A 15878-nucleotide genomic window follows, 5' to 3' on the forward strand; every position below is an offset into this window, starting at 1 on the left:
TCTACGTTTCTGCAAAAACATAAATCTAAGTTCATCAATCACAAACCTGTGAACCACTCTGTTCAAGAGTGCGGTAAACCGCACGTTCGCCGCCAATAAGCGGAGGTCTGGCCCATGCTGCGTTCACTCTAGCTGCTCCAATGTACCGTAAGGTCGGTCGAAAAGGAACTGCCACGCGGCGCAAATGCATACCTATAAGAGTCTCACCAATGTCTAAGCCAGCATGTGCTTCTATCGTTTCCGCCAGAACAGGATCTTTCATAGAGCGATAGGCAGCCGCAGCCATCGAACCGCCAGCACCAGGTATAGGTACAGCTGAAACTTCATTTAGCCCAAGCGACTCTAGCAAAGAGCGTTCCATTACAAGCGCACGATTCAGATGCTCGCAGCACTGATAAACGAGATGAAATCCTTTTTCCGCTGCGACCAAACGAGCCCCTTCAAGCAGTTGCTGTGCGACTTCAAGCGCACCACCGGTTCCAATACGGACACCAGCGACCTCACTTGTGCTAACTCCTAGGACAACAATTTTACCAGATCCAAGGTTACCAGCTTCCGCCAACTCCCTTAACACAGTGACAGTAGCTTCAGTTAAAGATAACTCCACAACTTTGTCCATCACCCTACCTCCTCAAGCTTCAAACAAGCTTCATTTAAACAAAAAAGAGCAGTCCGCAGGTAGCTGCGGATTTGCTCTTTTGCCCAGGCGACCGGCCGTTTATTCCGATGCTCCATCGTGGTTTGATCCACATTTGTCGCCAGTTACATCGGAACCGATTAGTTGTACTTTCATCTTAAAGCAAAGCCGACTGAAAATCAACCATTTACAAATGGCGTAAGGATTCCAGTTTATCTAATAAACTAAACAACGAAGTGCGAATCTCAGCAGCAGTAAGCTCATAATCTTCACGCGTACCCCCGAATGGATCAGAAATATCAAAGCTTGGGATACGCTGGCGGATTTCAATCATTCGTTGTAGATCCGTTGCGTTGGGTTCACCACCTAGAGCTATGCTTAACTCAGCATCTGCATAAAGGCTGTCCAATTCTTTAATATCCTCAGTCACAGCTTCTTCGTTATGCACGTATTCCTTCAATGTATATGTTTTTGTTACGGCATCCGGAAAATACTGTAGCAAATGTTGCTTATGTCCACTGGTTAAGGTAAGTACAAGATCGGCCCAAGCGACGAATTGCCCTGTTAATTGCGACGACTCTAAATGATCATGAATGCCTTCTTCTCGCAAAATAGCTGCAGCATGTCTCGATATAGAAGTACCAGAAATGGCAGATACACCTGCAGACCGCACTTCCAGGTCGATTCCGCGTTCCTTCGCAAGCTTTCGTAAAAGCCCCTCGGCCATAGGACTACGGCATGTGTTACCGGTGCAGACGAATAAAATATGCAGCATGCTTTTGCACCCCCATGAAATTAAAATATTGTAATGCCGTTATTGTATCAAAAGATGAATAGCAAGCCAAACCCCAATAAAATAGCCCCGCCCAGTGCTTCCCCATATTCCCCGAGTCCACGACTGACATGCCGGCCAAGAAGCAGGCCGATAATTGACATCAGACCTCCACAGGCACCAAAGGCTAGTATAGTCAGAAGCACACCATTCACAAACATCCCTAAGGATACCCCAACGGAAAAAGAATCCACACTTACACTGAGTGATAGAAGCAGCATTCCCCATAAGGTTCGGTGATTCATAGCTCGCGTACCTACCACTTCCGGACGAAAGGAGTTATACACCATATGTCCGCCTAACAGCACAAGTAGCCCTCCTGCGGCATAAGTTGTTACTTGACCTAGCAAATGTCCGACATAACTTCCAGTCAATAAACCTAGAAGAGGCATCAGCATATGAAAAAAAGCAATGAGCACACTCATTTGCAGAATATGCAGCAGACGAATCCCTTTCATCCCGATCCCTACTCCGAGCGAAAAGGCATCCATCCCTAATGCAATCGCCATTATAGCAATAGTAACTGTCTGTCCCCAACCGGCATATACATCTCCTATGCCCATGCTTAACCCCCCAAGTCCGAAATATCTTGTACAACAACGATATGCGGACAAGGGGGTAATCATGACTTCATAGGAGATTTCAGATTCGAAGAACCTATACTATAGCTGGATAGAAAGGTCGCCGTGGCTATCCGGCATCAATGACGGAACCACCGGCTGCCTTCATAAGCCGGTTCATAATAGCTACGCCGAGGCCCGTATACGGACAAGCCTCGGCCAAGATGTAAGTCGCTCCCGCTTCATCGAAGCGCCGCAGCGCGGCATATAGGGAGCGCGCCCCTTCCTCCGGTGAGGATAACGAGCCGAGGGAAAGAACGCAGGCGGCAGGATCGGCGGGATAGAGGGGCTTATGCTCCTCGAAGAGGAGTAAGCCCGTCACTTCGCCGTTCAGCTGTGCCGCCTGAAGTAGACTCGCGGCTTCATCCGCAACACGTTGCGGAGAAGATCCGCTCACCACACCGAGCCAGCCGCGCGGCGCGTAGTGCGTGTACTTCATGCCCGGCGCGCGTGGCGCCAAGCTGGCGGAAACAGCTTCTGCACCGTGGCGCTCCTTCGGTGCAGTGGCTACTGGAGCTTCCGCTGCTGCGGAAGTCCCAAATTTTTTAACCACAGCCGGCTCAGCAGCAATAGCTTCTGCTCCCACTACAGCAGCTAACTGCTCCAAAGTAATCCCACCAGGGCGAAGCACGGCAACCTTTCCATCAGGCTGCACCTGCACCACAGTTGACTCCAGTCCAACTCCGGCGGCGCCGCCATCAAGTACACCGCCAATGTATCCGGCCAAGTCTTCCATCACATGTGAAGCTAAGGTCGGACTCGGACGACCGGAACGGTTAGCACTAGGTGCCGCAACGGGACAGCCCGCTGCACTGATCAGCGCCAAAGCTACCGGATGATCAGGCATACGAACACCTACCGTGTCCAGTCCTGCCGTTACACAGGATGACAAAACACCCTCACGAACAGGAAGAACAACTGTCAGCGGTCCTGGCCAATAAGCATCCATCAATACCGCAGCCGTAGGATGCACTTCTGTAACCAGCTCGTCCAAAGCACTTGGATCAGCAATATGCACGATTAGGGGATTGTCAGACGGTCGCCCTTTTGCCGCAAAAACAGCCTCAACTGCCGCAGTATTTCGTGCATCCGCTCCAAGTCCATAGACCGTTTCGGTTGGAAAAGCGACCGTTCCACCTTCACGAAGCATGGCTGCCGCCTCCACGATGGCTAACTTATTCTCCTCACTTGGCTGAAGTACACCGGAATCCGAAGCTGCATCTTCCAGCAAATCCAGTTCCCAATATACAGTCTCATTTCTATTTCCACTCCGCCGCTGAACGGCGAATAAAGGGTCGTGTGGTTCATTCATTCTCATCACAGGCTTTCTACAGGATATATATTGAACAATAGCTTTTCTTGCAATCTTAGGATAAATACTCTGGAGGTTCATTAACTCTAATCTTACCAAAAAGCGGCCCCAATGAAGGCGCCGCAGTCGATCTGCTTATGAAATAGTAACATATCTAGATTCAAAACTATAGACCATTTCCACAAAACCAAAGGGCTAACATCAGCATTACGACCATAATCCGCTAATCCAGTTCCAAAGGTTTTGCAACAGTTCCCAAACGAAGAACCGTACCTCTGGCTCTGCGGAATCCGCTGCCGCAACATCCTTTGCCGAAGAATCTGCTTGTACAGCTGTTCCTACTGCTGGTTGCGCCTTAACTCCGCTATCTGCCCCGGCAGCCGAAACGGTCTTCGCCCCTTTGTTAGCAGCAGGTGCCGCCGCATCTCCAGAACCCGCATCGATAAAGCACAACGGCGGAAACAGTACGCACCACCAATTTTGCCCTTTTCCCTCACCCAGCGTTACCCGAACAGCCTCGTATTCTCCGGCCGGATAGACTGTTCCACCGTACAATTTGGTCGGAAAAGGAACTACACCCAGCTCAACTTTATAAGAATATTGAATGCCACGTTTCTCTAGCTCCGATCCAACTAGTGCATTAAGCTCTGGTAGATGAGTTCTAATTAAAGCGCGCGCCTGCTCTAAACTCTGTGGGTCCTCAAGTGCAGTTACCCACTGGTTCATTTGCTCTACAATTGTATCGCGGATTTGCCGCTTCACTAGTTGATCTTGTGTTCCGTCCGAATTCGCCAGAATACGCAGCCGGATAGAATCCTGTGGAATCGATACTTCGGCTACTGCTGCATCGGTTTTTTGACCTTCCCAGGCCATGATAACGATCATAAAAAAACAAATTAAAATGGCAGTATACTTAAAAGTTACACGTAAGGAATCTCTTTTATCCATATGATTATCGTTCATTTGTCGCAGCCCCTCTCCTCTTAACTCTCATGCTAGTAGTATGTCCAGAGATGAGAGACTGCAAACCTATGAATCTATTAAATCTATAATTTTACAGCAAGCGCCTTAGGCAACTGCAAATCCTCCTCAACATCCCGACCATAAAGATGCACACTCATTACAATCCCCATACAGGCCATATTAATTAAAAGAGATGTGCCTCCATAACTGATGAACGGAAGTGTAATTCCCGTAAGCGGCATTAGGCCGATAAAAGCTCCAATATTCTCTAAGATTTGATATAGCAGCATTGCCGTAATTCCAATAATCAAAAACGGACCACTACGCTCCCTACTCTCTAGAGCAATCAGTATCATCCGATGAAGAAGAATAAAAAAGAGCAACAGCAGCAGCGCTGAACCCACAAACCCAAACTCCTCCGCAACCTGTACGAATATGGCATCCGAATAGGTATATGGAACACGGTTACTCTGCACAGAGCTTCCTTGCATGTACCCCTCGCCACTCATCCCTCCGGAGGCAATAGCCACTTTAGCATTTTTCGTGTGATAGCTTGCATCATCTGACGCCAAATCAGGTACGAGCCAAGGATCAAAACGATCCACTAAATGCTTCCTGCCAAGGGTCTCCTCAAAAAAATATACCGCTTCATCATGATAGTGAATATAGCTCAGAATTCCTGCAAGACCCAATCCGCCAACGATTAGTAATCCGATGAGTGCATGTGAAATTTTGATATTCCCGATCCATAGAAGACCGATTAATATTACGATGTAGCTTAGCGCATTTCCGAGATCATTCTGTACAATAACTATGGCAAAAGGGAGCAATGTAAGAAGCGCCAGCGGAACGACTCCCTTCCAGAAGGTTAGCGTGGCTCCTTGTTTACGGACCAGTATGGACGCGAGTAAAAGAATCAATATCAACTTAAAAAGCTCCGCAGGTTGAAAGCTAAGTCCACCTATCTCTAGCCCTAATTGCGCACCGTTCTTTACCTTACCAAAAAAACTAACCGACACTAGCAGACCAATACCCAAGATGTAAATATAAAGAGCATATTTAACAAATATCCTATAGTCCACGAAGGTAAGCACAAAAAACGCTACAAACCCTACAATGTAGTATTTAAGCATTTGTAGATGGAACCCATCTAGTTTCTGAACTAATCTACCATTAGTCACGCTGTATATCGAAAGAATACTAATAACCATCAGCATAACCAGAACAATAAGAATCACGCTATCGATCTTCTTGAGCTTTTTAAGCATACACAAACCCCTTACTCTATTAAGGTTCCAACCACCCTCACCTGAGGAAAGTCTCTCCTTTCTATTGTAGAGTATTCAAGGCCACAATTCCAAATTTATGTAATACACCCGATATCAGAGATTCACTTCCCATAATAAAAAACCGCCAGTTCCCATCCTTAAAAGATGAGTTTCTGACGGTTATCTTTTGATTTAGTGATTAAACCTGTTTGGCGGCTGCATAAGGAGTAGGCTTAGGCAAATCTTCCTCTACATCTCGACCATGCAGACGCACGCTCATTACCAGCCCAATGCTGGCCATGTTAATAAGCAGGGAGGTACCTCCGAAGCTGATGAATGGTAATGTGATACCTGTCAAAGGCATCAGACCAATAAACGCACCAATATTCTCAAAAATCTGATACAGCATCATCGCGACAATGCCGACGATCAGAAATGGACCTGCTCGATCTCTGGCTTCCAGCGCAATCAGAATCATTCGGTGAATCAGGATAAAATACAGTAGCAGCACAAATGCAGAACCTACAAAGCCAAATTCCTCGGCAATCTGCACAAAGATAGAGTCTGAATACGTATAAGGCACCCGATCCGTCTGAACAGAGCTACCGTTCATATAGCCTTCTCCACTCATCCCACCTGAGGCAATCGCAAGCTTGGCGTTTTTGGTATGATAAAGAGCTTTCGCTGTCGCTTTATCCGGAACAAGCCATGGGTCGAAACGTTCAATCCAGTGCGACCGGCCAATATCGTTAAGAAACGTTTTAATTTCGTCATGATAATGGATATAACTCATAATTCCGGCAATCGCGGAGCTTGCTACAATCACCAGCGCGATTAATGCGTGAGTGTACTTAATATTTCCAATCCACAACAGACCTGCAAGAATCACAATGTAAGACAAGGCATTCCCAAGATCATTCTGTGTAAGGACAATAAGAAACGGAAATAAGGTTAAGAGGCCGAGCGGCACAACATCCCGCCAAAACAAGAGTTTACTCTTATTCTTACGAACAAGCATCGCTGCCAGAAATAGAATCAATATTAGCTTGAATAGCTCGGCAGGCTGAAGGCTCAGTCCTCCAGGGAGGGACAACCAGCCTTGGGCATTATTCTTGGTCTCGCCCAAAAAGCTGACGAGGACCAGGATACCTATCCCAAACAAATAAATATATAGCGCGTATTTCACTAAAATTCTGTAATCTAAAAAGGTCATTCCAATAAAAGCAATAAAGCCAATTGCATAATACATCATCATACGGATATGATGTCCGTCCAGCTTTTCTCTTCCATGAGTCACACTATATATGGCGAAGATGCTGACAGTCATGAGCAATAACAGAACGACTACGATAGCACCATCAATTTTTTTAATCTTCTGAAGCACGTTCTGCCTCCCTACTCTAAATCTGGGCTTTCTTTTATGTTTCACTAAGAAGTCCGGTTAAATTCTATTGTAAAGGAAGTCGGGTTGAAAATACAATTTTACTCCCCGATCAACAGGAGTCCCCTGCACAGCATGCAGTATTATTGTGCTATACCTAGCACATGACGTGGAATTCCAGCCAGATCATTAATGGTGATGATCTCTTTCCAATGGCCCGCCGCTTCAAGTAGCGAGGCCACTTGCTCGGCTTGTCCGAAGCCGAGTTCGAAGCCGATCAGGCGCGGCGGTGCCGGGAGCAGCGCCAGCTGCTCCATCATGCGGCGGTACGGGTCCAGCCCGTCCGCTCCGCCATCTAGCGCAGTGCGCGGCTCATGGTCGCGCACCTCACGCTGCAGCCCGGCGATATCCTCGCCGGGAATGTACGGCGGGTTGGAGACGAGAATATCCGTCTCCATCCCCGCGAACGGCTCGAGCAGATCGCCGAGCCGAAAGTCCACGGCTGTGCCGGAGCGCATCGCATTGCGCTTCGCCACAGCTAGGGCCGCCGGCGAAATATCGCCGGCGCAGACCCGCCACGCCGGCGCTTCCGCCGCCAGAGTGACGGAAATCGCTCCGCTGCCGGCGCCGATATCGACGGCGGTCAGCGGCCGTACGGCGCGTCCGCTTTCCGCGCCGCCCGCACGATCTTGCGCTGCTGCTAACGAAGCAGCGCCTTCTTCCTGCGCCGCTTCACTCGGCGCAACCGTGCCGTCCGGCCAAAGCTCCGCGCCGTACCGCAAAATCGCCTCGACGAGCAGCTCCGTCTCCGGCCGTGGAATAAGCACATCAGGCGTCACTTCAAAAGGACGCCCGTAGAACTCTTGCTCGCCGATGATATATTGCACCGGCTCACCCTTACTCCGGCGGGTAACTCCCGCCTCCCACTTTTCCTTGACCGCAGCTGGAAAAGAATCCGCCAGCGCCATATAATACGCTGCCCCGGACAAGCCAAGCACATGCTCAAGCAATAATTGCGCACTGCGCTGCGGCTCATTACAACCGCTCTGGCTCAAAAAAGAAGAAGCCTCCGCAAAGGCTTCCCGGATGCTTTTCACTTCCGACATGACAAATACGCCATCGTTCAAAGCATTATTATCCATTGTCCATACTATCCATCAAATCAGCTTGTTCAGCAATTGAAAGAGCCGAAATAATTTCAGTGATTTCTCCGTTCATAACCTGCTCCAAACGGTGCAGTGTCAAGCCAATGCGATGATCTGTAACCCTGCTCTGCGGGAAGTTATACGTCCGGATACGCTCACTACGATCACCCGTACCTACTTTGCTCTTCCGTTCACCAGCATACTTCGCTTCTTCTTCCTGCCGCTTCATATCGGAGATACGGGCACGAAGCACTTGAAGCGCCTTTTCCTTATTGGAGTTCTGTGACTTACCGTCCTGACAGGTAGCAACGATGCCCGTAGGTACATGGGTTACACGTACTGCAGACTTGGTCGTATTTACAGACTGTCCGCCTGCACCACTTGAACAGAAGGTATCCACACGAATATCTTTATCATGGATTTCAATCTCAAATGCTTCAGCTTCCGGCATCACCGATACTGTAGAAGTAGAGGTATGAATACGTCCACCGGATTCAGTCGCTGGGATACGTTGTACGCGATGCGCACCACTTTCGTATTTCAACTTACTGTATGCACCGCGGCCGTTAATAAGGAAGATTACCTCTTTAAATCCACCAAGATCGCTCGCGTTGACATCCATTAGCTCCACGCGCCAGCCTTGTGAATCTGCAAACCGGGTGTACATCCGATAAAGGTCGGAAGCAAACAATGCAGCTTCATCTCCACCCGCTGCACCACGAATTTCGACGATTACGTTCTTATCATCATTCGGGTCTTTAGGCAGTAGCAATACACGGATTTGCTCTTCCAGCTCTACCTGACGTTTGGAAAGGTCGTCAATTTCCATCTTGACCATTTCCTTCATCTCATCATCAAGCTTTTCGCCTTGCATCTGCTTAGCAGCTTCAAGCTCTTCCATTACACTCTTATATTCAGTATACGCCTCAAATGCAGGCTGTAGGTCTGATTGTTCTTTGGAATAATCCCTCAGTTTCTTACTGTCGTTTGCAACATCCGGATCACAAAGCAGTTCACTGAGCTTCTCATAGCGGTCCGCCAGGGATTGCAATCGGTCCAACAAGGGAATTCACCTCTCCTAGTTCAATTTCAAATTCGCAAATAAAGCGATTAAAACATATGTCATAAAATTAGATATACGACTTTATATTATACCAAAGATATTGTGAAATGGCTACAGTTCTGTACGCGTAAATCCCTTAATAAATGTCTTATATTTTAAAAAAGGATCATCCCAGCAGTAGATACCCTCTACCGACTGAGATGACCCTCTTATCATTAGTATGCTTCAGTCCTCTTAAACGTTGAAACGGAAATGCATAACGTCGCCGTCCTGCACCAAATACTCTTTACCTTCTAGACGCAGTTGACCACGTTCTTTGGCACCATTCATTGAGCCTGCTGCCAAAAGATCTGCGTAAGCCACTACCTCAGCACGGATAAATCCACGTTCAAAATCTGTGTGAATTACACCAGCAGCGCCGGGTGCTTTAGTTCCCTTACGAATGGTCCACGCACGAACTTCCTGAACACCTGCCGTGAAATACGTATACAAGCCTAGAAGTTTGTAAGCCGCTTTGATCAAGCGGTTCAGACCAGATTCTTCTAGCCCAAGTTCTTCTAGGAACATCGCTTTATCTTCGCCCTCAAGCTCGGCAATTTCAGCTTCTACTTTAGCACTGATCGGAACAACTTCAGCACCTTCAGTTGCTGCAAATTCACGTACTTGCTGCACATAAGGATTATTCTCAGCACTTGCTACTTCTTCTTCACTTACATTCGCTGCATACAGCACAGGCTTCAATGTTAACAAATGAAGATCACGGATAATAACCTTCTCGTCATCGGACAATTCTATACTACGTGCAGGTTTATCTTCGTAGAGCACTTCTTTGACGCGTTCAAGCAGTTCAACTTCTTGAGCGTATTTCTTGTCGCCGCCTTTGATGTTCTTACGGGAACGCTCAATCCGCTTCTCAATGCTCTCAATGTCAGCAAGAATCAGTTCCAAATTAATGGTCTGAATGTCGCTGATCGGATTTACTTTTCCATCCACGTGGGTAACGTTCTCATCTTCAAAACAACGAACGACATGAACGATAGCGTCTACTTCGCGAATATGAGCTAGGAACTTGTTGCCTAGTCCCTCACCTTTACTCGCACCGCGCACAAGACCAGCGATATCAACAAATTCAAAAGCAGTAGGTACAGTCTTGTTAGGTTGTACCAGCTCAGTCAGTTTATCAAGACGTTCGTCCGGAACTTCAACGACACCAACGTTAGGGTCAATCGTGCAAAAAGGGTAGTTTGCGGATTCTGCTCCCGCTTGCGTTATTGCATTAAACAATGTGGATTTTCCTACGTTAGGAAGACCGACGATTCCCGCTTTCAAAGCCATTTATATGACAACTCCTATTTTCAGCTAAATTGATCATCCGAATAAGTAATACGATCTAAACCATTATATATTAGAACATATTCTCCAGCAACATCGGATGTCTTACAGATGTGTCAATCCACCCTTATCCAAGCGCGCACATTTCAATGGGATTTGGCAAGTTCCAATACCTTTTGCACCGCCGGCTGATCCAATAGGGGCTTAGAAGTATCTGGATCAACCTCCACATCAGGGACTGTCTTCACTTCCTCGTTGCAGCTTCCATCAGAGTTAAGTCCCATCTCAAAGGAAAATCTGAATACATAACCGCTATTAGGCAATGCAACGACAAGCGGATCCATCCCTAGTCCATCCCCACCTGTTCTGCCACCAACAACCGTCGCAAACCCGGTACCTTTTGCAAAGGCTGCAAGACCTTCCGCTGATGAATACACAGAGCTATCTACCAGCAAATAGATCTTTCCTTTAAAACCAACGGATTCTTGAGGGATTACTACATCTTTATTTTTACTATATGTCTTGAACATTTTTAATGCTTCCGATGGTAAATTAGGCAACTGTTCGTCTTTGATGTTGGTAATAGGCTGCTGCCCCCTTGTGATCTGACGTGCCTTCATAAAGGTCTCAGCATAGTTGCCTCTTGTATAAAGTAAGTATGTATTGTATTCGATAGGTTTATTGATCAGCAGAGGAGCAATATGAGCTCTCCAGTAACTACTGTTTCCTCCGCCATTTCCGCGGATATCTAGAATTAATGTCTTATAATCTTTAACTTCTATTAAAAAATCACGAATCTCCGAACTATCCATCTCCATGAGACTTCCGGCAAAGCTTCGCATGCCTAGATACGCTATTTGCTCTGGCTCTATAATAACCTTTTTTACATTCCCGGAAGTCTTTCCTGTCTGACTCCCTGCCTCACCACTATTCATATCGTTAACGATGCCATTAGAGCTTTGCTGCTCCGCTAAAGGTTTCTGGTTGTAACGAGCCAACACATTTGGCTGTTGAAACACGTTGATCCAAGGCTCATAACCAAAACCTGCCTGAACATAGGCGTTTAGAAACCATGGATATTCTTCCTTAGATAAAAAATTCGTATGCCCATTATTTAACCTGCTAAGTACAAATGTCATTTCCCCCAAAAATTCATGATCGTTTTTCACTGCTGCAATTTCATTACGGTACTCCTCTTTGTTCGCAAGCCAATCCTCTCCATTTAGACGCTTATTTACCTCTAGGAAAGGGTAGTTCTCCTCAATAATCTTCCACATATAATCAAAATCCTCTAATCTTTGTTCCACTGTCAATGGAGACAACGCCGCTTCTAGCTGTTCTTCCGCTACCTTTGAAGAGGCTACCGGCGCAACCGGACTTGCCTGAACTTGCCCCGACTCAAATTGCTTTTTCCCTGGCAAATCCCCACGGTTGCAACTAACCAGTAACAGTATTGCAGCTACAGATAAAGCCGCTGGTAATACAAACCTTGGTCTCACCTTAATCCCCCTTCCAATATTCCATATAACTGAATCCATTTTCAAGAATTTATTTAATAATCATATTTTTCTATTCCTCCTAATTCAAATATATTTATCACAATTATTTACATTGGTTTTCTTAGAACTAGAGTAAAGGACTGATTAAAATCAGCCCCTCCTCATCAAACCGTACGTGAGGTTTTCCCTCATACGGCTTTCCGATGTTCTTCTTTCATGCGCATACGGTCTACAATAATGTTTTTAATCCACACTGTTTGGCAATGAACTTCACTTCGTTTAAAGTCCCTATCCATCTTCTTCTTTGTCTTTTCTTGGCGTACCATCTTGCAAACCTCTGTAGAATATACCAATCCAGTTTGGCTAATCTCTTCTGGCTATAGTTCGTATAGTAGTAATTTCTCCATCCCTGTATTTTCGGGTTGAGCCATTCTACATGTTCTTGAAACGACCTCACTCGCATTCTTGGCGGAGCTAATCGTTCTTTGACCACTTCTCGAATACGTTCTTCTGCCTTCTTCGTTAACCATTGCTGAGTTGTAAAGTATACTTTTCCTTGCGAGGTTTCCGCTTTTGTTTTTCGGTGGTGCATTCCTAAGAAGTCGAATCCTTCATCTCCCGTCCATATGCCCACTATTCGCGTTTTGGTTGGATGCAGGGTTAATTCCAGTCGCTCCATTATGGTTTGGACAAGCTTGTAGGCTTGTTCTGCGTCTTTCTTCGTCTTGCAAACAATCACCAAATCATCTGCATACCTTGTTAATTCCCCGAGTCCATTTCCGTGCTTTTTCCATACCAAGTCGAAATAATTTAAGTAAATATTCGCTAGTAGTGGAGAGATTACACCGCCTTGTGGTGTGCCTAAATCTGACCGACGGATACTTCCTTCCTCCATAACTCCTGCACTAAGCCACTTCCTTATTAACTTCAATACTCTTCTGTCGTTGATACGCATTTCTACCAACTTCATGAGTTTCTCTTGGTTAATGTTATCGAAGTAACCTTGGATATCGACGTCTAATACCCAATTTCCTTTGCGGTTACAGGCTTTCCGGATGCGGTCGAGCGCTTGTTTGGCACTTCTTTTTGGTCGAAAACCAAAAGATACTTCTTGAAAATCCATTTCGAAGATGGGTTCAATCACGAGCTTCGTTGCCATCTGTATGACTCGATCTCGTACCGTTGGGATTCCTAAAGGTCGCTGTTTTCCATCCTTTTTCGGGATGTAGTGTCTTCTGACAGGTTGCGGTTGGTAGTTGCCCTCTCGTAAAACTTGCTGACATTCTTGAAGAAATTCCACTTCGCCTTGCCTTTCAATTTCTGCAATGGTTATTGCATCCACTCCAGCTGAGCCTTTATTCGCACGGACTCTTCGCCATGCTTCTAGAAGGATATCCTCTCGGTACACTTTGTCATATAGTGCGTGAAACTTACGTTTCTTGTTTTCCTTGGCAGCATGACATAGCTTTCTCTGGAGTTGTTGAACTTTTTCCTTTGGTGTCGTTAGCCTTTTGGCATTCACTCACTCGTACCTCCTTTAAGAGCGTAAACAAAGCAGGACTCCTTCCCTCCCTAAAGTTATGTTGTCTTTAGGTTCTTAGGTACTATGTGCCCCTCGGACTCCCTTCCCACAGGCGGTTCACTTCGTCTTTTGAACTTATAGAGCACCTTTTTACGGACTTCTAAAAAAAAAAATCTGTGTGGGGGAGGGTCTCCCCAGTTCACTGCATTATCTTTCAACCCATGCCGTTCCCTTTACGCCGGAAGGTTCTTCACTGTTGACCCAAGTTCTGTACAGCTTCCTTGGCCTTCGTCTACTGTTGCGAGACTCGGCACCTTCTTCTCCCCTTCGCAGGGCCTTTTTGACGACGCGGCAGGATTCACTTCATGTTGCGGCCTAGGTTGTTGCTCGCCCTATCTCTGATAAGTACTTTTGTCGATGCGCTTTTACACACAGATTTCGCCATGCGCAAGCATCCTAGCTACAAAGGTGGCTTGGTCCCTCCTTTGGTTGGACTTTCACCAACTAGATAATGCGTGCCTCTGGGCACGCCAACACAAAAAAGACCTCTTTCGAGGTCTCCACGGATAGCATTATAGATCTTTAGACATCGTAATGTCGGTTACGGTATATCCCATTTTTTTATACAGCTCAAATGCACGATTGTTCTGACCGAAGACATGTAACCCGATTTTGGTGACGTTCATCTCACGGGCTTCCTCATCAAGTGCGACCATAGCCTGCTTGCCATAGCCTTTACTCTGATACGGTTCAAAAATGTAAAAATCATAAATGAAAGCCTCTCGGCCGCTGCGACCTTCACTTACATTAAACCAGATATATCCCACCTGGCTATCACTACTTAGCTCTACTATAGAGTATAGATAAGCGCCATCTGTGTTCAATCCTTTGGGCAGTGACTGTGTTATAGCTTCCTCAGACAGCTTCATCGCGATTTCAGGGTCCCAAGCGCCGGCTTTAATCTTATCTTCAGCGTAGTCACGAGTAGCTTGACCTAAGAAAAATTGAAAAGCAGACTCATCCATATGAACCAATTTAATCATCATCTTTTTTCACTTCCTCACTTCTATATTTACCATATACTTTTATTTACGTATTAAACGGGAAGTCCCACGTAAAGTTGCTAAATCGGGAGCTCCGATGCCGAACATTGCTATCTTAAGCTCCAGCTCTACCTGAGCCAGTGCAGCATCTAGCGCCTCTTCAGAATCTACTGCCGGTCCTAAAAGATTGCGTCCAAAGCCTGCTAAATCAGCACCGAGGGCCAATGCCTTCGCCGCATCCACACCATGCTTCAAGCCGCCGCTGCCAATCAATGCCCCCTTCGGGGAGACAGCACGTACCTCTGCAATGCAATCTGCGGTTGGAGTGCCCCAGTCTGCGAAAGCTTCAGCCGCTGCGCGCCGTATAGGGTCTCTACTCCGAAACTTCTCAACCTGACTCCAGGATGTTCCACCTGCACCCGCTACATCAACAAAAGCTACCCCTGCATTATAAAGATGTGCTGCTGTATCACCGTCAATGCCCCAGCCGACTTCTTTTACACCTACAGGAACCTCAAGTGCACGGCATACTTTTGCTATCTGCGATAGTAAGGAAGCAAAGCCAGTATTCCCTTCAGGTTGGAAGACCTCTTGAAGACCATTGAGATGCAGTACAAGAAAATCTGCACCAGCAATATCCACAGCCCGGCGACACTCCTCAATCCCGAAACCATAGGACAGCTGTACGGCGCCAATATTAGCGATAACCGGTATATCAGGTGCTTTGTCCCGTACATAAAAGGTTTCGGTTAGCTCAGAGCGCTCCACCGCCGCTCGCACAGAACCAACCCCCAGCGCCCATCCACGACGCTGCGCTGCCTCTGCTAGTCGGGCATTGATGGCTCCTGTAGCTGTACTGCCGCCTGTCATCGAGCTGATCAGCAGTGGTGTACGAAGTTCACGTTCCAGGAACGTAGTCTGCAATGATATATCATCGAAATTCAGCTCTGGAAGAGCATTATGCCGAAATCGGTAATGTTCAAACCCCGTAGTCACACCAACGCCACCAACTTCTTCATTTAGACAAAGGCGTACATGCTCTATTTTGCGTTCACCTGTCCTTGATGCAGGCAATAAAGACTTCTTATCTGAAACCTCTACAGTCGGTAGGTCATTGCCATGATCCGCGCCAGACTGCCTATTCGCATCATATGGTCCGGCCTCTTCTGGCGTATGATTCATGCTCCGTTCCTCCTATTCCTAAACTGCACTTATTATAACATATCCCTTCAGATGAATTTACAATATGAGGTTAGCGATT

General features: G+C 46.7%; 14 protein-coding genes and 1 riboswitch. All 14 genes read right to left on the reverse strand.

From position 1 onward, the window contains the following. Positions 1-34 precede the first annotated feature (34 nt). The 14 genes from NYE25_RS19080 to fni all read right to left on the reverse strand — a co-directional run bounded on the left by NYE25_RS19080 (position 35) and on the right by fni (position 15799). Positions 35-619: a TIGR01440 family protein gene (locus NYE25_RS19080; protein ID WP_149645348.1), complete on the reverse strand. Its 585-nt coding sequence runs from the start codon at positions 617-619 to the stop codon at positions 35-37. Between the two features lie 74 nt (positions 620-693). Next, a riboswitch (ZMP/ZTP riboswitch) is annotated at positions 694-776 on the reverse strand. A gap of 48 nt (positions 777-824) precedes the next feature. Next, positions 825-1412 carry a low molecular weight protein arginine phosphatase gene (locus NYE25_RS19085; protein ID WP_076297917.1) on the reverse strand — a complete coding sequence of 196 codons (588 nt, stop codon included), beginning with the start codon at positions 1410-1412 and terminating at the stop codon, positions 825-827. Between the two features lie 47 nt (positions 1413-1459). Next, a complete protein-coding gene (locus NYE25_RS19090; protein WP_042192488.1) occupies positions 1460-2032 on the reverse strand; it encodes a manganese efflux pump MntP in 573 nt (190 codons plus the stop codon). A 127-nt stretch (positions 2033-2159) separates the two neighbouring features. Next, positions 2160-3401 (reverse strand): L-threonylcarbamoyladenylate synthase, encoded by a 1242-nt coding sequence (locus NYE25_RS19095; RefSeq protein ID WP_341147751.1) that lies wholly within the window; start codon positions 3399-3401, stop codon positions 2160-2162. Between the two features lie 207 nt (positions 3402-3608). After that, entirely contained in the window at positions 3609-4364 is a 756-nt protein-coding gene (gene spoIIR / locus NYE25_RS19100) for a stage II sporulation protein R (protein WP_081382658.1), read from the reverse strand. 83 nt (positions 4365-4447) lie between these two features. After that, positions 4448-5632 (reverse strand): FtsW/RodA/SpoVE family cell cycle protein, encoded by a 1185-nt coding sequence (locus NYE25_RS19105; RefSeq protein ID WP_076285647.1) that lies wholly within the window; start codon positions 5630-5632, stop codon positions 4448-4450. A gap of 199 nt (positions 5633-5831) precedes the next feature. Continuing rightward, a complete protein-coding gene (locus NYE25_RS19110) occupies positions 5832-7016 on the reverse strand; it encodes an FtsW/RodA/SpoVE family cell cycle protein (protein WP_076285646.1) in 1185 nt (394 codons plus the stop codon). Positions 7017-7156: 140 nt separating this feature from the next. Beyond that, positions 7157-8155, reverse strand: coding sequence for a peptide chain release factor N(5)-glutamine methyltransferase (gene prmC, locus NYE25_RS19115; RefSeq protein WP_341146596.1), 999 nt, complete (start codon positions 8153-8155; stop codon positions 7157-7159). Beyond that, positions 8148-9221: a peptide chain release factor 1 gene (prfA, locus tag NYE25_RS19120; RefSeq protein WP_042192496.1), complete on the reverse strand. Its 1074-nt coding sequence runs from the start codon at positions 9219-9221 to the stop codon at positions 8148-8150. Before prfA ends, prmC begins: the two co-directional genes overlap by 8 nt. Before the next feature lie 234 nt (positions 9222-9455). Then, on the reverse strand, positions 9456-10556 hold the full coding sequence (ychF, locus tag NYE25_RS19125; protein WP_060625988.1) for a redox-regulated ATPase YchF: 1101 nt from the start codon (positions 10554-10556) through the stop codon (positions 9456-9458). Between the two features lie 143 nt (positions 10557-10699). Then, entirely contained in the window at positions 10700-12052 is a 1353-nt protein-coding gene (locus tag NYE25_RS19130; protein WP_341146597.1) for a S41 family peptidase, read from the reverse strand. Positions 12053-12281: 229 nt separating this feature from the next. Continuing rightward, positions 12282-13574 carry a group II intron reverse transcriptase/maturase gene (ltrA, locus tag NYE25_RS19135; RefSeq protein ID WP_341144791.1) on the reverse strand — a complete coding sequence of 431 codons (1293 nt, stop codon included), beginning with the start codon at positions 13572-13574 and terminating at the stop codon, positions 12282-12284. A 572-nt stretch (positions 13575-14146) separates the two neighbouring features. Beyond that, complete coding sequence (locus tag NYE25_RS19140; RefSeq protein WP_341146598.1) at positions 14147-14620, reverse strand: GNAT family N-acetyltransferase; 474 nt, start codon at positions 14618-14620, stop codon at positions 14147-14149. Between the two features lie 39 nt (positions 14621-14659). Further along, positions 14660-15799, reverse strand: coding sequence for a type 2 isopentenyl-diphosphate Delta-isomerase (gene fni / locus NYE25_RS19145; RefSeq protein ID WP_341146599.1), 1140 nt, complete (start codon positions 15797-15799; stop codon positions 14660-14662). Between the last annotated feature and the right edge of the window lie 79 nt (positions 15800-15878).

Origin of the sequence: Paenibacillus sp. FSL E2-8871 (genome assembly GCF_038000345.1) — a bacterium.
GTDB lineage: Bacteria > Bacillota > Bacilli > Paenibacillales > Paenibacillaceae > Paenibacillus_AQ.